17 protein-coding genes are annotated in these 15,533 nt (G+C 59.2%); 4 read left to right on the top strand and 13 right to left on the bottom strand.

Annotated elements, in window-relative coordinates:
• Positions 1-48: 48 nt before the first annotated feature.
• From ACFE0K_RS10170 to ACFE0K_RS10180, 3 genes are all read right to left on the bottom strand, one after another.
• Positions 49-960 carry a histone deacetylase family protein gene (locus tag ACFE0K_RS10170; protein ID WP_434535958.1) on the bottom strand — a complete coding sequence of 304 codons (912 nt, stop codon included), beginning with the start codon at positions 958-960 and terminating at the stop codon, positions 49-51.
• Between the two features lie 220 nt (positions 961-1,180).
• Complete coding sequence (locus tag ACFE0K_RS10175) at positions 1,181-1,861, bottom strand: DUF4336 domain-containing protein (RefSeq protein ID WP_434535959.1); 681 nt, start codon at positions 1,859-1,861, stop codon at positions 1,181-1,183.
• 31 nt (positions 1,862-1,892) lie between these two features.
• Positions 1,893-2,528, bottom strand: a complete 636-nt coding sequence (locus ACFE0K_RS10180; RefSeq protein WP_434535960.1) for a carboxymuconolactone decarboxylase family protein — start codon at positions 2,526-2,528, stop codon at positions 1,893-1,895.
• Positions 2,529-2,664: 136 nt separating this feature from the next.
• Here ACFE0K_RS10180 and ACFE0K_RS10185 point away from each other — a divergent pair, with 136 nt between their 5' ends.
• Positions 2,665-3,519 (top strand): SDR family oxidoreductase, encoded by an 855-nt coding sequence (locus ACFE0K_RS10185; RefSeq protein WP_434535961.1) that lies wholly within the window; start codon positions 2,665-2,667, stop codon positions 3,517-3,519.
• Positions 3,520-3,522: 3 nt separating this feature from the next.
• Here ACFE0K_RS10185 and ACFE0K_RS10190 read toward each other — a convergent pair whose 3' ends face one another.
• The 4 genes from ACFE0K_RS10190 to ACFE0K_RS10205 are packed head-to-tail and all read right to left on the bottom strand — an operon-like array spanning position 3,523 to position 5,161.
• The gene (locus tag ACFE0K_RS10190) at positions 3,523-3,738 is read right to left on the bottom strand and encodes a DUF3820 family protein (protein WP_434535962.1); all 216 of its coding nucleotides are present in this window, start codon (positions 3,736-3,738) and stop codon (positions 3,523-3,525) included.
• A 6-nt stretch (positions 3,739-3,744) separates the two neighbouring features.
• Positions 3,745-4,194, bottom strand: coding sequence for a hypothetical protein (locus ACFE0K_RS10195; RefSeq protein WP_434535963.1), 450 nt, complete (start codon positions 4,192-4,194; stop codon positions 3,745-3,747).
• A complete protein-coding gene (locus ACFE0K_RS10200; RefSeq protein WP_434535964.1) occupies positions 4,188-4,820 on the bottom strand; it encodes a cation diffusion facilitator family transporter in 633 nt (210 codons plus the stop codon). Before ACFE0K_RS10200 ends, ACFE0K_RS10195 begins: the two co-directional genes overlap by 7 nt.
• Positions 4,820-5,161, bottom strand: coding sequence for a DUF3703 domain-containing protein (locus tag ACFE0K_RS10205; protein ID WP_434535965.1), 342 nt, complete (start codon positions 5,159-5,161; stop codon positions 4,820-4,822). The genes ACFE0K_RS10200 and ACFE0K_RS10205 overlap by 1 nt, the downstream gene beginning before the upstream one ends.
• Positions 5,162-5,240: 79 nt before the next feature.
• Between ACFE0K_RS10205 and ACFE0K_RS10210 the strand changes: the two genes are divergently transcribed.
• Positions 5,241-5,651: a MerR family transcriptional regulator gene (locus ACFE0K_RS10210; protein WP_434535966.1), complete on the top strand. Its 411-nt coding sequence runs from the start codon at positions 5,241-5,243 to the stop codon at positions 5,649-5,651.
• 140 nt (positions 5,652-5,791) lie between these two features.
• Positions 5,792-6,184 (top strand): hypothetical protein, encoded by a 393-nt coding sequence (locus ACFE0K_RS10215; protein WP_434535967.1) that lies wholly within the window; start codon positions 5,792-5,794, stop codon positions 6,182-6,184.
• 63 nt (positions 6,185-6,247) lie between these two features.
• On the opposite strand, the gene ACFE0K_RS10220 is transcribed toward ACFE0K_RS10215, so the two are convergent.
• The 5 genes from ACFE0K_RS10220 to ACFE0K_RS10240 form a co-directional block, all read right to left on the bottom strand.
• A complete protein-coding gene (locus ACFE0K_RS10220; protein WP_434535968.1) occupies positions 6,248-7,582 on the bottom strand; it encodes an amidohydrolase family protein in 1,335 nt (444 codons plus the stop codon).
• 164 nt (positions 7,583-7,746) lie between these two features.
• Positions 7,747-8,856, bottom strand: a complete 1,110-nt coding sequence (locus ACFE0K_RS10225; protein ID WP_434535969.1) for a DUF1513 domain-containing protein — start codon at positions 8,854-8,856, stop codon at positions 7,747-7,749.
• A 251-nt stretch (positions 8,857-9,107) separates the two neighbouring features.
• The gene (locus tag ACFE0K_RS10230) at positions 9,108-10,130 is read right to left on the bottom strand and encodes an imelysin family protein (RefSeq protein WP_434535970.1); all 1,023 of its coding nucleotides are present in this window, start codon (positions 10,128-10,130) and stop codon (positions 9,108-9,110) included.
• Between the two features lie 23 nt (positions 10,131-10,153).
• The gene (locus ACFE0K_RS10235) at positions 10,154-11,548 is read right to left on the bottom strand and encodes a di-heme oxidoredictase family protein (protein ID WP_434535971.1); all 1,395 of its coding nucleotides are present in this window, start codon (positions 11,546-11,548) and stop codon (positions 10,154-10,156) included.
• A 131-nt stretch (positions 11,549-11,679) separates the two neighbouring features.
• Entirely contained in the window at positions 11,680-12,960 is a 1,281-nt protein-coding gene (locus tag ACFE0K_RS10240) for an imelysin family protein (RefSeq protein ID WP_434535972.1), read from the bottom strand.
• Positions 12,961-13,225: 265 nt separating this feature from the next.
• Between ACFE0K_RS10240 and nhaD the strand changes: the two genes are divergently transcribed.
• A complete protein-coding gene (nhaD, locus tag ACFE0K_RS10245; protein ID WP_434535973.1) occupies positions 13,226-14,461 on the top strand; it encodes a sodium:proton antiporter NhaD in 1,236 nt (411 codons plus the stop codon).
• A gap of 205 nt (positions 14,462-14,666) precedes the next feature.
• Here the strand turns inward: nhaD and ACFE0K_RS10250 are convergent, their stop codons facing one another.
• Positions 14,667-15,206 carry a hypothetical protein gene (locus ACFE0K_RS10250; RefSeq protein ID WP_434535974.1) on the bottom strand — a complete coding sequence of 180 codons (540 nt, stop codon included), beginning with the start codon at positions 15,204-15,206 and terminating at the stop codon, positions 14,667-14,669.
• Positions 15,207-15,533 lie beyond the last annotated feature (327 nt).

A 15,533-nucleotide genomic window follows, 5' to 3' on the forward strand; every position in this document is an offset into this window, starting at 1 on the left:
ATTCACTTCGCTCACCCTTTGGCCCGCCCTGCGGGTGTTGCTGCGCTCCTACAGCGGCATTGTCGCGAACTGGTGACTGGCTTCGACGACGATGGCGTGCCGCCTTGCCAGCGCGTCCCGGTCATCATCGTAGCCGCCACCGATCACTGTGGCCACCGCTATTCCCCGCTGGCGGCAGCGTTCGATCACGCCCCGGTCTCGATCGGCGATGCCCTGCTCGGAAACACACAGCCGCCCCAGCGGGTCATGCTCGAAAATATCGACACCGGCATCATAAAGCACCAGTTGCGGGCACACCGTATCGAGCAGGTTTTCCAGAGTTTCGAATACCGTATCCAGATAATCCCGATCGGTCATTCCCAACGCCAAGCCCACATCCAGATCGCTTTTCTGCTTGCGCACGGGAAAGTTTTTTTCGCAATGAATGGAACAGGTAAAGGCCCGCGGTTCATCCGCGAGCATGGCGGCAGTACCGTCGCCCTGATGCACATCGCAATCGAAAACCAGCAGACGCTCCACGGCGCCGCTGGCCAGCAACTGTTTCGCGGTAAACGCCAGGTCATTGAAAATACAGAAGCCGGAACCGAAATCGTAATGAGCATGATGGGTGCCACCGGCCAGATGACAGGCCAGCCCCTGTTTAAGAGCAAGCTGAGCCGTAAGCAGGGTTCCCATGGGGGCGATGCAGGTGCGCTTCACCAGCCCCTCGCTCCATGGCAACCCCAGGCGACGCTGGGCCTTCTGATCCAGGGTCCCGGCAACGATGTCCGAGACATACTGCGGACAATGGGCCTGACCCAACAGGGCTGCCTTGGCCCGGCCGGGACGAAATTCGTTGTCGCCATGAGCAATCCCCAGCCCCCGCAAATGCCCATGCAAGCGAGCGAACTTTTCCATGGGGAAACGGTGTTCACCGGGAAAGGGAAAGCTGTAATCGGGGTGATAGACCAGGGGCAGCACGACAAACCATTAGGTGGGAAACGGTTACCGCATTGTGACGTGCTGTGCTTGCCCGGGCAATTGGCGAGTGACGAGGCACGAGTTGTGAAAACCTGTCCCGGTTTTGGGCTTTCGTAACTCGTGCCTCGTCACTCGCAACTGCCCATTGTTCACGCCTCTAGGGAGCCTCTGTGGTGAAAACTGAATGTAGGCAAGCGATCCTCAGCCGTGACAAGACCCACTAAAACAACCACTCCAGCCCATGCCGCGCCTGGTTGCGGGCGTTTTCGGTGATCACTTCACCGTGGGCCAGGCTGAGTTTTTCGAAGGGCCATTCCAGGATGCGGGTAATGCTGGCCCGGGCCTTTCTGCGGTTCAGATATACCAACCGCAGGATCGGGTGCCAGCCCGGCTTTTGCCACAGGCCGCCCAGCTTCAGGTACCAGCGGGTAAAACCATGATCACACTGACGGAAGTTTTCGATCAGGTCAGCGGCAATCAGGGTACGACTGGCGAGATGATAGAACACGGTCTCCTGCAACATGGAGCCTTCGATGAAGACCAGCTCGAAGTCGTCCCCCCAATCCGGGTGTGGGGTTTCCGACAGGGTGGCATCCAGGGTCAGGTCCTTGCGCTTGCCCGCCAGTTTCGCCGGGCCATGCAGCAGCGCATCCGGGTAACGCTGTTTTACCTCACCGGCAAACACGTGGTGAAACAGATTGGGACAGACGATATGTTTCACCTCGCCCAGTGCCGCCAGCTCCGCCGCCAGATCCTCATCCACCGGTACCGGCGAATGCAGTAGCAGGCCGCCGCTGGACAACTTCACCACCGTCATGCGGGACCCCACATGCAGGCCCATGAAGGCGTGAGGGATGGCGACGTGCCAGATGGTGTCGGTAAGCGTTTCCAATCTGCTCATCTGCTCTCCTGATAGAGTTGTCCGGCGTTCACTAACCGTCGGCAAGCTGGCGCGCCCGCTGATTGAATGACTGCAGCACCGCTTCGATAGAATCTTCCAGGGCGATACCACTGTTAATCAGCAGCCCGGCCACCATACGATAATGCCCCACCAACAGAGTGATCTCTATAATCTCTCTGTCATTGAAATGTTCACCCAGCCGCTGCCAGCTATCGTCACTGATCAGCCCCGACTGGCACAGCTCGTCGCAGGCCTGCAGGGCCGCCCGCTGCGACCGCTCTTCAAGGGATTGCGGCCCCCGACTCAGGGCCACGATCTGGGCGTCCGTCACCCCGGCACCGAGAGCAATTTCCACATGCTGCCCCCATTCGTAGCGGCTGCGGCAATGCCAGGCGGTGCGTAGAATGAGCATCTCACGCAAGGCACCTGGCAACCGCCCGAACGGCATCATCTGCGAGGCAAACAGCAACCAGGGCCAGAACAACCGGCGATGAATATTGAAAACCGGGAAGATGGCGGGCAGCTCGTTACGCCCGAACAACCGGGCAGCACCGGAAATCGCGCGGAACAGCACCCCGCGGCGGGCCACTGGCGGCGGCGGGATACGCACGGTCAGCGGCTGCGCCCAGCCCGCCTCCGGTATCGGAAAATCCTGTCTGTCTTCCATGGCTGACTCCTGCTGTCGCCGACGTGCCTCCTGAGGGCTTGTGCCAGAACGTTACCATTTTGTCCCAGTAAGCCACTATGCATATCCGCTGCGTGTAGAGCAGGCTGATCAACAAAGGCTGCTGACGGATAACGCCATGACCACCCTGAACGACAAAAAATGTTTTATCACCGGCGCCGCCAGCGGCATAGGGCGAGCCGTTGCCTTTGCCTCCGCTCAAGAAGGCGCTCGCTTGTTCCTCACCGATATCAATGCAGCGGCCCTGGAAGACACTGTCGCCTCGCTAAAAGAAATTGGCGGAAACGTGGACATGTACCGGGCGCTGGATATCTGCTGTCATGAGGATGTGCAGGCCTTTGCCCGCGATATCCAAACCGATTTCGGCAGTATGGATGTGCTGATGAATATTGCCGGCATCGCCATCTGGGGGCCGGTGGAGAAACTGAAGCTGCAACACTGGCGGGCACTGGTGGAAGTGAACCTGATGGGCCCGGTGCATGTACTGGAAAGTTTTCTGCCCGGCATGGTTGAAGCAGGCAAGGGGGGCCATATCGTCACTGTGTCTTCCGCCGCCGGCCTGTTCGGGCTGCCCTGGCACGCCGCCTACAACGCCAGCAAGTTTGCCCTGCGCGGTCTCAGTGAAGCCATGCGCTATGACCTGCGCCGCCACAACATCCAGATCAGCCTGGTGTGCCCCGGCGCAGTGAATACCGGCCTGGTACAGACGCTGGATATTGTCGGCATTGATCAGGACACCCCGGAAGTGAAAACGCTGAAGGCGCGCTTCCAGCGCCACGCCGCCACCCCGGAGCAGGCCGCAACAGCCATCATCAAGGGGATCAGGAAAAACCGCTATCTGATCTATACCTCGGCGGATATCCGTCTGGGTTACTGGTTCAAACGCAAGTGGGCCTGGCCGTTTGAACAGGTTATCCGCCTGATCGGTTACCAGCTCGACAAGGTGGCACGCCAGCAGGAAAAGCCCCGCTGACCATCAGCCTCGTAACGGCTCCAGCAGCTTTTCGGTGCCGTCCATTTTCAGCATCAACGCCAGCGCCATCAGCCGGCCCAGCTCGCCGTTCGGGAAGCCCTTGCTGGCAAACCACAGCAGGTAGGGTTCGGGCAGGTCGATCAACACCCGCCCCTGATACTTGCCGAACGGCATGGTGCGTTCGATCAGGGCTTTTAGATCTTCCTGTTTGAAATCCATAGAAACTCAATGGTAACGGCGACGCAGGCGGCGGTGACGATGGCTGAAAAAGGCGCGAATCATCACCGACGTGACTGTCGGCAATATCCGCGGCTCAAACGCCAGAGTGTCGAGAAGCGTACAGCCAGTATCGCTATCCTCCAAGCGTCTTTCATGACGCCAATGTCGCATGCCGGTCATGGCCGAGGCCTCCACGAAGCCTTCCCCGGGAGTGAGAGACAGCAACGTCAGCTCCGAATACCCTACCGGCAGCCAGCCAAACAGCTTGATTTTACTGCGAAACAGCGGCTTACCGGGCGTCAGCGTCACATCCTGCAAGCTGCGGACACCCGCCGGCGCCCCCATGGTCAGCCAGGGCCGCATTTCGTGGTTAATGCCTTCCATGGCTGTAATGTCCTGCCACAGGGCAGCCCGGCTCACCGGCAACGCACTGGAAAATTCCAGCCTGATCAGCATGACTTCTTTTCCTCCGCACAGTGCGGCGCGCCCTGCTCATCACGTACCTGGCGCAGAATCGACAGGGCGCTGTGGGTAAACAGACCGGCAATCGCCAGCGCTACCAGCAGGTCCGGCCAGCGGCTGTCCAGCCACAGCACCAGGCTGCCGGACACCAGCACCGCCAGATTGGCCAGCGCATCATTGCGCGAACATAACCAGGCGGAGCGGATATTGGCGTCCCCTTGCCGGTGACGCAGCAGCATCAGGGCGCTGACCACATTGGCAACCAGCGCCAACCCGGCCACTCCCATCATCATCTCTCCCTGGGGAGCGCTACCCTGCCACAGGGCCCAGACACTGTTGGCCAGCACCACCACGCCCATGATCAGCAGGGAAAACCCCTTGATTCGGGCGGCACGCAACCGCCAGGCCAGGGACTGGCCCAGTGCCCACAGGGTCAGGCCATAGGTGGCGGTATCGCCGAGAAAATCCAGCGCATCCGCCTGCAGGGCGCGGGAGTCCGCCAGCACCCCGGAGGTGGCCTCCACCACAAACATCACCGCGTTGATCAACAGCACCAGCCACAACACCCGGCGGTATGCCGGTGCCGGACTGGCCTGGATATCGGTATCGCAACAGCCCATCAGTCAGTCTCCATCAGGTCACGCAGGTCACCGGCAATCGGCATGGGTTGTACCGGGCTCACATTGGCGCCGCCGGTATTCCCCACCGGCACCCACAGGCGCGACAGCAGCAGGGCCGCCGGCAGCCGCAACAGCTGACCCCGCACTTCGCGGGCATCCCGGCGCTGCCATCCCACCTTCAACATCCACCAGTGACTCTGCACATGAGGTACCACCCGGGTCTGGCCCAGCACATGGGCACGTTCCAGCAGCGCGAACGCCTGCTGCCAGTGGCGCTGCCGGTAAGCCTGGCGGGCTTCGCCCATGGCCGCCGCAAACGCCTGTCGCTGTCGTTGATTCACGGGGTTCTCCTTGAAACGCTTCCGTTATGCCACTATTAAAAAAGCTATAGTGACTACAGGTTCAAGCCCCGGAGACGCCATGAGCACCCTTTTTTCCATCGGCACCCTGAGCAAAGCTGCCAACTGCAAGGTGGAAACCATCCGCTATTACGAAAAGATCGGTCTGATGCCCGAACCCGCCCGCAGCGAAGGCGGCCAGCGCCGCTATCACCGCAAGCACCGGGAACGACTGCAGTTCATCCGCCACAGCCGGGAACTGGGTTTCACCCTGGATGATATTCGCGAACTGCTGGCCATGAGTGAACAGCATAGCCATGCGGACACCATCGCACGCCGCCATCGGGCCGCCGTACAAGCACGCATCAACTCACTGACCGCATTGCGCAACGAGCTGGACCGGATGATTGAGGAATGTGAGCAGGGACATGAGGGGGAATGTCGCGTCATCGAAGTACTGAGCGATCACCGGGAGTGCAGCGGTCGTCATTGACACTTTTACGACAGGCTTTTGAGCGCTTTACCCCATATGGGGGAAGCCTATTTCTGTCCAGTTTCTACAATGAACCAGGAACGACGATCCCCGGTTGAGGGCACGCCGGGTCAAACCGCTGGACAGAAAAGGGGAATATCATGAACTGGACCTTTGTCATTGCTGCACTTCTCACGTCACAGTTTGCCGTGGCGGACTACTACTCCAGCCTTGATGACGACACCTGCTGGGATGGCCGTAACAGCCGCGGCGGCCCCTGCATGGAGGTGCACGACACCAAATGGAGCCAGTACACCGAGGGACGCTTTACCGTCACCTTCCGCAACACCTGCAACAACCGTATTTATGCCCGCTTCTGCAATGAGCGCGATAACGGCTCCGAGGATTGCGGCGCCTCCGGGATTTCAGCGGGTAACACCAAGAGCTGGTCCACCAGTAACGCCAATGGCCGCTACACCTATAACTGGATCGGGGTAGAGAAAGGCTCCAAGGATTGGGTCTGCTCCGGCAAGGTGTCCAACTGGCACGATTGATACCCATCAAAAAGACGCTTCCGACCTGGAAGCGTCTTTTCAGGGACAACAGCCTCGCAATCACTACTGCATGCTGTTCTTGTAAATTTTCCCATCTTTCATAATGACGGCAAAATTGCTTTCCGGGTCAGCAATCAGCTCAATGTTCTCAATCGGATCTCCCTTGACCAACAACAGGTCAGCCAACGCACCTTCCTCAACCACCCCAAGCTTTCCGGTATACGGCGAACGCTTGCCGGACAGGGCAAGCAGCTCGGCATTGGTACTGGTTGCCATGGCGAGAACCTCAGCCGGCTTGTACCAGCGCACCATCTTGGCCAGCTGTGCACCCTGTCGCTGGTTCAATTCAGCATCAAAGAGTGTATCCGTGCCCCAGGCAGTCTTGATGTTGTACTTGCGGGCCAGGGCGTAGGCCGTGTCCGTGCCCTGTGTCATCAAGAGCTGCTTCTCACGACTCTCGGACCCTTCCGGGAAAGCGGTAATGTCCTCATCATCCAGAAATGGCTGGAGACTGAGCCAGACATCCTTCTTTGCCATTATTTTGGCTGTTTCTGCATCGATAAGCTGACCATGATCAATCACTTTGACCCCGGCACGAATAGCCGTTTGTATGGCTCTGGGGGTATAGGCATGCACCGTCACGTAGGTTCCCCAGTTCTCTGCAGCAGCAACCGCTGCACGAAATTCCTCTTCAGTATACTGAGACACATCAATTGGATCGTAGCTGGACGACACGCCCCCGCCGGCCGCCAGCTTGACCTGTGATGCCCCCAGCATAAGCTGCTCCCTGACACGACGGATCACCTCGTCAGGACCATCCGCAATGGCGGCGGCGCCCACCTTTTCCGAATAATGCAGGTGACCATCCGAGGCCCGGGGCAGTTCATTGGTGTGGCGATAATCCCCATGCCCGCCGGTCTGTGAAATCATGGCGCCAGAAGGCCAGATTCGCGGGCCATCGATCAGCCCCTCATCAATGGCTTTCTTTACGCTGAAAACCGGGCCCGCCAAATCACGAACGCTGGTAAACCCTCGCATCAGGGTGTTTTTCGCTTCCTGAGCGGCGAGCAGATTGAGATACCCTTCCGGCCCACCAAGGGCAGCATTCATCGGCGCTGCAGCAAGCATCATGTGAAAGTGGGCATCGATCAGGCCAGGCATGAGAGTCATTCCCTGCCCATCAATAACCTCGGTCTGCTGTCCTACCTCAATCGCTGCAGAGGAAATGGTTTTGATCTGATTCCCTTCAACCAATACCTGAGAAGGTTCTGAAAGAGAGGCGCCTGCCCCGTTGAATATTTTTACATTCTCAAACAACACGGATGATTCGGCGATCACCACCGAAGACAAAAGAGAGAGAAAACCTGACAATATTGCCGTTAAAATTTTTACCTTCATTGATGTTACCGCCACTCCGTTTGATTGCCTGAAACTAAAGCACGACCTGGCATAACAATCCATCAGGTTTACAAAACACCGCAAATAAAACCTGTCTTTTTTCTGTAAAAAAACGAGAAAGAACGCAATATTTCACGAGAAATTCACAGCAAGACAATGGCCAATCAGACGACGCTGAGATGGTTATCCCACCAGCCGTCAGGCAACTCAAGCCAGCAGCTTTTTACCTCGCGGGCACGGCAGTCGAAGTAACGGCATTTACCTTGCCCTGAGGTAACTGCGAACCCACCGGGAACGGCGCCGACACCGGCGCAGTCGGGCATCGGGGTATCCACCAGAGTGGCGGCGCTATCCAGATCCCAGATGAAAAAACGATTGCCGCGCGGGGCGGTCATGGCCACCAGCCGCTTTTCGCTGTGGATGGCAATGCTGGCGGTGTACTGGTTCATCATCGCCAGTTGCACTTCGCTCACCGGGAAAGGCTGATATGCCTCACCGGGGCGTTTGATGGCCAACAGCGGCACACTGTCCCAGGCATCACCATGGTATTGCTGCCCGGTAATCACGGTGCCATCCGTTGCAACGGCCAGATGGCGAATACTGTTCCGGGGGTGCGGCAGGGTTTCCTTGCTGATCCGTTCACCATGGCGATCCATGATCACCAGGCTTGGCGCCATGGCATCCAGATTCATTTCCGCGCGACTGCCGCCTTCGGTGCGAATGCCGCCGTTACCGATTACCAGGGATTCGCCATCCGGCAGCCAGGCTAATTGATGCGGCCCCACTCCGTGGCTTGGCACCTCTCTGTCATGGATCAGTTGCAGGCGCTCGGGGTCCAGGCGGTAACATCCCAGCACCCCACGTCCCGGTTCACCGATGTCGTTTTCCGTCGCGTAGAGCCACTGGCCGCTGCTGTGGAAGACAGCGTGACCGTAGAAATGCCGTTGCGGCTGACTACGCAGGGTCTGTAGCAGGGTGCCGTGGCGCAGATCGATCAGGTAACTTTCCCGGGCAGGGCGACGGCCGACAAAAAGAGCCAGAGGCAAAAAAGGATGCCGACAGATGTCGTGGCAGCGCTCTGCCACCGGGGTGGCAAAGGCGCGCCGACCATCGAGAAAATAACCGACGGCATAATGCTGCCCGGCATCGTCATTACGGGCGGACAATAGCAACGGCGATTGGCCACGCCCGGACCAGAGGGTCCAGCCACCGAGGGCGGCAGCACCGGCTACCGCCGCACCAGCACTCAGTAATTGTCGTCGTGTCAGTGGCATATCGTCTTCCGCAAAGCTATCCGAAGCACCAGAAATGCATGACCGTCCTGCGGACGGTTTCCGCTAACGCGGTTCGCACCTCAAGAGGTGTATTCGCTGCGCTCACCCTTCGGGCCGCACGGAACTACGTGCGTTACTCCGCTACGCTCCGTTCCTACAGCGGCTTCGTAGTGAATCGCGGGCACGACCTTTAACGATCAAAGCGGCTATCCCGCGCTTTTCAACTTTGAACTTTCAACTCGCTCCTGCTTTCAATCGCCGTCGTTGGCATTGAAGCCGATCTGGATACCCAGGTGCCGGGCCAGGTCGTTCTGCTGCAGCGTTTCCAGGGTATCCAGGTCCTGATAAAGGGCCTGCAACTGCGTCTGATTGACCGGGTCCTGCACCAGCTCCATCAATGGCGCCGGCAAGGCTGTCAGCTGGTCACGAACCGCCTTGTAAGCCTGGTCGATGTTACCCACCAGCCTGGCATCACCCACCAGGGAACGGACCCGCTCCCACACCGCCTGGGCACCCGCCAGGGAGGCGAGCAGATTCTCCGTGGAATGACGGCTGCGCCAGGCTTCCGCCTGATAGGGCTGGGGCACACCACTGTTGAGGCGACCCATGGGGGTACCCAGCTTTTTCTTCAGGGTATCAACGCCGGTCACCTGAACACGCAGGATGCCACCCAGTGCCTCATCCGCAGTGGCATAACGCTCATTGGGGAAGCTCGTGAGTTGATCCAGCATGCCGCCGGGCTGCTGCCACAGGCCAAGCACCTGGTCAGACAAGGTCAACTGATGGCGAGCGATGCCGGTCAGCAGCGGACAGTAGCGTTCCCGGTTGTCGGCGATGGCGGTCTGTCCATCGAAAACCACGTATTCAAAAGCGGTAAGCCCCTGCACTACCACACTGGCACCATCCAGTTGCTGCTGATTCAGATCGGCAAATTCATTCAGCAAGTCCTCGGTCTGGCGGGCCACCATGTTGCGTTTGTCCGGCCAGAACTGGACCTGCCAGCTGCGATTCCCCTCGGACAATGGCCCCACCATCAATGGCTGCAGACGGGACCAGGCGCTCTGGGTCTGATGGAATGCTTGCTCCAGGCTGGCCAGCGGCTGCTCGCCGCTGCACCAGGCCCGGGTGCTATCGAGCAAGGCGGCATTGCGGCTTTGCCATTGCTGATGGGCGGGCAACAGCACCTGATCGGCCAGTTGGGTGGTGACCTCCTGGCGAGGATTGCTGCAGGCGGCCAGCGTCAGGGAGGTGATCAGCACTATCAGACGTTGCATGGGAACCTCGGGTTTTTCACAAACTAGAGCGAATTCAGAAAGGCCAGCAGGGCAGCACGCTGCTCGGCATCGAAGGTGAGCACCGTGTCCCGGGAGCGGGCGGCTTCGCCATCGTGCCAAAGAATGGCTTCCATCAAATTACGGGCCCGGCCGTCGTGGAGGAACTGGGTGTGCCCGTTCACCGCCTCGGTAAGGCCAATCCCCCACAGCGGCGGGGTGCGCCATTCCTGTCCATTGGCCAAAAATTCCGGACGCCCGTCGGCCAGGCCCGGACCGACATCGTGAAGTAGCAGGTCGGTATAGGGACGAATAGTCTGGCTGGCCAGCTCCGGCTCTGCCGCATCGGCGCCGGTGGTAAAGCTGGGCACATGGCAGCCCTGGCAGTTGGCCTGGTGGAATAACGATTTGCCTTTCAGTACCTGCGGGTCATCCACATTGCGGCGGGCCGGGACCGCCAGATTGCGGGTATAGAACAGCACGTTGTCCATAATGCTGTCGCTGACTTCCACCTCTCCGCCATTGGGCATGGCCAGGCAATCGGTCTGGCTGGGCGCGCAGGAGTCCGTGGGCACCAGGTGACTATTGAGCCCCATGTCGTTGGCAAAGGCTTCCGCATTCTGCTGTCGCAGGCTGGGTTGACCGGCCTTCCAGCCAAACCGACCCATGGCCGTGGTGCCAGTAGCACGATCCCAGACCCGGTTGGCGCGCCCGCTGATGCCGTCGCCGTCGTCATCATTCGGGTCAACGTGGGCCAACAGATCCGCTTCCGGAATCGCTTCCAGAAATCCCAACCCGATCACTGGCGGTGCAATGCGTGCCGAATAGAGGGTAGCCGGATGCATCTCGCCATAGGCCAGATCGGAAAATTCCAGACGCGGTTTGCGCAGTTCCACCTGGTGGCCATCGGCAAACGTCATCGTCTGCGGCTCATAAGTGACCCGCACGCGACCTTCCGGCTTCGCACCAGGGATCGCTGCATCCTGGAACTGGCCACCGTAGTTAGGCTCGGGTACCAGACCGCTGCGTGTCAGGTCATCGGTTGCGCTGGCAGGTACCGACAGGCGCACCAGCATGGACACCGCCTGCTTGGCGTCCGGGGCAGGCGGATGGCCACGACCATCCTTGATATGGCAGTTCTGGCAGGCGTTGGTGTTGAACAGTGGGCCCAAGCCGTCCCGCGCATCGGTGGACGCCGGACCAATCACCCAGGGATTGCGAAAGAAACTGTTGCCCACACTGAAATCCAGCCGGCGCGACGGCGACAGGTTGGCCAGCGGCAGGGAAAAGGCGTTCTGGTCGGTCTTGGTAACCGTGCCCTCGCCGGCAGACAGGTGCTCACCGGGCTCCGCTTCCGTGAAAGTCGGGCCCTGATCGCAGGCGGTCAACAGGGTGGCCAGGGTCAGCAGGAGATATCGCAAGGTACGGGTATCCTTCTATCTTGATAGCGCCGCAGGAACGACAACCTGCGGTAACGGGATAACGGCTCATTGATTGCACAAACGCCGCCGGGTGGCGGCGCTATGTTAGCAGATCGCAAAGCGCATCGTTTTCAGAAACGGTGGTTGGCTGTGTCCGGGTTCAGAGCCTGGATATCCAGTGCCAGTGCCGCTTTTTCGATACGGGTGGTCTGCTTCACCAGCGCATCGATGGCACCATTCACCGTAGCCGCACCCTGTGCATTGCCCGGCGCGATCAGTTGATCGAAATGCACGCCGCTGGCGGCACTGTCTACCAATGTCTGCAACGCCGCCTCGCTGTCGTTCAGGTCGGTTTTCAGCGCCTCGTCCAACTGCGGTTCGCTGGCAGCCACCAGATCACTGAGGGACGGGCCGCTCAGCGTCTCGCCGTTTACCCGCTGGTACTCACCCAGATAAACATTCTCGATGCCCTTGGCGTTATAGAAATGGGAGAAGTGCGTGTTGTCACTGAAACAGTCATGTTCGTCTTCCGGCGAATGGGCGGCCAGCGCCACCTTCATGCGCTCACCGGCCAGCTCGCCCAGGGACAGGCTGCCCATGCCGAACAGCATCTTGCGCAGACCGTTTTCTACACTGTCTGCCGCCAGTTCGGCGCGATAGTTATCCTGGTCCGGCTGCCATTCGGCCACCATGGCTTCCAGATCGCTGATCAACAGATCAGTCACCACTTTCAGGTAGTCGCGACGACGCTCGTTGTGGCCACCAGTGGCATTGTCGCCGGTGGCGAAATCCGTGGCCGGGCGTTCACCGGCACCGACATCGGTACCATTCAGGTCCTGACCCCAGAGCAGAAATTCAATGGCGTGGTAACCGGTGGCCACATTCACCTCGGACCCGCCCAGTTCGTTCAGACTGGCCAGCAGTTCCGGGGTCAGTTCACTCAAATCCAGCTGCTGCTCACCAATCTTCAACGACTGGCTGGCAATGATATTGGCGCGGGCGCCCGGGTTACCCATCACCGCCTGATAGTTGTCGTCCACGTAATCAATCAGGCCTTCATCCAGGGGCCAGGCATTCACCTGCCCTTCCCATTCATCCACCACCGTATTGCCGAACCGGAATACTTCGGTCTGCATGTAGGGCACCCGGGCATCGCGCCAGGCCTGACGGGCCGCGGCCAGGTTGTCTTCATTGGGCTGCGCCAGCAAGGCGTCAATCTGCCCCCGCAGCTCGCGCGCCTCGCTGAGTGCGTCACGGTAGGCAGCCAGCGCCAAGTCAGCATAGTGGTTGACCACCTGCCGGGCACGGGCCTCGTCGTAGGCTGGTTCCGGAGTGGCAGCAGGTTCATCACTGCAGGCCGAGAGAAGCAGAGAGGCCAGCAACAGGCCCCCGGTAGAGACGCGGGACAGCATGGAATTCCTCGATATATCGTGTGACAGCAAGTGAAACGGCGCCAGCAACAGGCGGCACCAAAAATATCAGAGTGCAATAATGCGAATTATTCTCATTGATTAAAAGGGGCAGGCCGGCAAATCTGCCCTTTCAGGGGTATTTTTTTCCATCGCGGAGGCGTTCACAGTAAATAAAAGCGGGATTAATGGTGAACCCGGTTCACAAAGGGCCTAGAATACCGCCGCCCTCACCCTCAACACCTCCCTGCCGTGAGAGAGGCCCGTCATGAGCACCGTTTTACTGATTCTGGTAGCACTGGGTTTTCTGTCCATCGTCGTCGAAGACATGGTCCACATCGACAAGGCCAAGACCACCCTGTTTTTCGGCTCCCTGGCCTGGCTGCTGTATTTCATCGCCCCCCCGGCCCACCTGAGCCACGAGGTGCTGATGGAGCGGCTGGACGAGAACCTGCTGGATATCGCCACCCTGTGGCTGTTCCTGATGGCCGCCATGACCTTTGTCGCTTACCTGTCCGGCAAGGGCATTATCGACAGCATCGTTAACCGCCTGCTTCCCACCCGCATCAGCGAACGCAAGCTGATGCTGCTCACCGGCCTGTTCGCTTTCCTGTTCTCCTCCCTGGCAGACAACATCACCGCCACCCTGGTGTGTATTGCCGTGCTGATGAACCTGAAGCTGCCGGCGGAAAAGCTGCTGCGCTATGTGGTGCTGGTGGTGTTCGCGGTGAACGCGGGCGGTACCGCATTGATCACCGGCGACGTGACCACGCTGATGATTTTTCTGGCGGACAAGGTGGAAATTCCCGACCTGCTCCTGCTCAGCCTGCCCGCCGCCGGCGCGGTTGCCGTGCTGGCCGGCATGCTGTCGCTGGGGCTCAGCGGCGAGGTGCAGATTCAGAAACAGGAGACCGTGATTGATCGAGGCGACAAGGTCATTGCGGTGCTGTTCTTCGCCACCATCCTCGGCACCATCGCTGCCAACGTGGCCTTTGGTATTCCGCCAGTATTGTGCTTCCTGTTCGGTCTGTCGCTGATGTTTCTGGTGGTGCAGTTCCTCAACAAGGACGAACCGGTGCTGGAATACATCCGCAAGATCGAGTTCGACACCCTGCTGTTCTTCCTTGGCGTACTACTGCTGGTGGGGATGCTCAAGGAACTGGGCATGCTGGCCTACTTCCCGGCCCTGTATGACCTGATGCCCCCGGTAGCCGCCAACTTCCTGGTGGGGATCGCCTCAGCCCTGTTCGACAACGTGCCCCTGACCGCAGCCCTGCTGAATTCCGGCATCGACATGACCCTGCCGGAATGGCTGTCACTGACCTATTCCGTTGGCGTGGGTGGCTCCCTGCTGATCATCGGCTCCGCCGCCGGGGTGATCGCCATGAGCAAGGTGGAAGCGCTAACCTTCGTCAGCTATCTGCGTTATTTCTTCTATCTGCTGTTCGCCTACAGCGTGGGCTTTGTGGCAGTGCTGGGGCTTGGGCAGTTGCTGGTGATGTAGGGGGAATCTGTTTTACCACAGAGGGCACAGGGTTCACTGAGGGAAAACATCATTTGTATGTGTAGGGTGGATTAGCCGCAGGCGTAATCCACCAGAAACGCGCAATCGGTGGGTTACGCCTGCGGCTAATCCACCCTACATATCCCTCGAAGAAACGGGTTTTCCTCAGTGAGCTCTGTGGTGAAAAACCTTCACCCAACGGCGCTTAACCCCAAACCCCATCCAGCTTGAGCTGATTCTTCAGTTTTCGCCAACGGGGTTCGGCAACCTGCGGGCGGGGTTTGAGTAACCGCAGTGGCAGCCACTGCTGCTGGGGCAGTTTGTCGGCCCACTCTTCGCCGGGCAGCATGGTTTCGGCCTGATACTCCTGGCCCTGATGATGGTATTCAAAGGTCATCAGCCACAGGGTTTCTTCCCCCTCTTCGGGCTGATTATACGGCTGCAACGTCAGCACCCGGCCATCAATATTGATGCCGTACTTTTTCAACAGGGCCCGCTCGTAGTAATAGCCGACGCTGCTGCAAGTGGTGACAAACGCCATGACCAACACGCCAAAGCCGATCAACGCAAACAGCGACGCAAACAACAGCAGCCCCCAGTCTCCGGGGGAATACGCCCACACCAGCAGGCCCACCCCCACGGACGCAAATGCCAACCCCATAAAAAAGAGAATGGAAAAAAAGCCCAGGTGGTTGCGCAGGGATTGCAGCAGCAGCGAGCCACTGAGTAGTTTGAGAGTCATCACGACACCCTCCGTCCATGGAGGGCGCAAGAATAGCGAGGAAAATCAGCCAGCAAAAGTCGAAGGGGCATGTCCCTTCACCTCCGGCCAGTCACCTGCCCACAACAGCGACGGAACATATTCCTGCGCCACGCCTGGCAGGCACGGCAGTAGCAAAGCCACAGTCTGGCAATCAGTTGGCGCCATAAAGATCGTTATTCAGATCCTTCAGGTCGTGATCCAGTTGCTGCCAGTTGCCCTGACCATCCGCATCCATGTCGGCCAGTTCATGGTATTCGTCAATGCGCTGCTGCAAATCGGTGTGCACATCATGCAGCGCCAGCTGGTGAC

Source organism: Alcanivorax sp., from assembly GCF_051117345.1.
Classification (GTDB): Bacteria; Pseudomonadota; Gammaproteobacteria; order Pseudomonadales; family Alcanivoracaceae; genus Alcanivorax.

Coding starts and splice junctions, on each gene's coding strand:
- ACFE0K_RS10185 (WP_434535961.1), top strand. CDS start 2,665: ATGACCACCCTGAACGACAAAAAATGTTTTATCACCGGCGCCGCCAGC.
- ACFE0K_RS10215 (WP_434535967.1), top strand. CDS start 5,792: ATGAACTGGACCTTTGTCATTGCTGCACTTCTCACGTCACAGTTTGCC.
- ACFE0K_RS10210 (WP_434535966.1), top strand. CDS start 5,241: ATGAGCACCCTTTTTTCCATCGGCACCCTGAGCAAAGCTGCCAACTGC.
- nhaD (WP_434535973.1), top strand. CDS start 13,226: ATGAGCACCGTTTTACTGATTCTGGTAGCACTGGGTTTTCTGTCCATC.
- ACFE0K_RS10190 (WP_434535962.1), bottom strand. CDS start 3,738: ATGGATTTCAAACAGGAAGATCTAAAAGCCCTGATCGAACGCACCATG.
- ACFE0K_RS10180 (WP_434535960.1), bottom strand. CDS start 2,528: ATGGAAGACAGACAGGATTTTCCGATACCGGAGGCGGGCTGGGCGCAG.
- ACFE0K_RS10200 (WP_434535964.1), bottom strand. CDS start 4,820: ATGGGCTGTTGCGATACCGATATCCAGGCCAGTCCGGCACCGGCATAC.
- ACFE0K_RS10230 (WP_434535970.1), bottom strand. CDS start 10,130: ATGCAACGTCTGATAGTGCTGATCACCTCCCTGACGCTGGCCGCCTGC.
- ACFE0K_RS10220 (WP_434535968.1), bottom strand. CDS start 7,582: ATGAAGGTAAAAATTTTAACGGCAATATTGTCAGGTTTTCTCTCTCTT.
- ACFE0K_RS10175 (WP_434535959.1), bottom strand. CDS start 1,861: ATGAGCAGATTGGAAACGCTTACCGACACCATCTGGCACGTCGCCATC.
- ACFE0K_RS10225 (WP_434535969.1), bottom strand. CDS start 8,856: ATGCCACTGACACGACGACAATTACTGAGTGCTGGTGCGGCGGTAGCC.
- ACFE0K_RS10240 (WP_434535972.1), bottom strand. CDS start 12,960: ATGCTGTCCCGCGTCTCTACCGGGGGCCTGTTGCTGGCCTCTCTGCTT.
- ACFE0K_RS10195 (WP_434535963.1), bottom strand. CDS start 4,194: ATGCTGATCAGGCTGGAATTTTCCAGTGCGTTGCCGGTGAGCCGGGCT.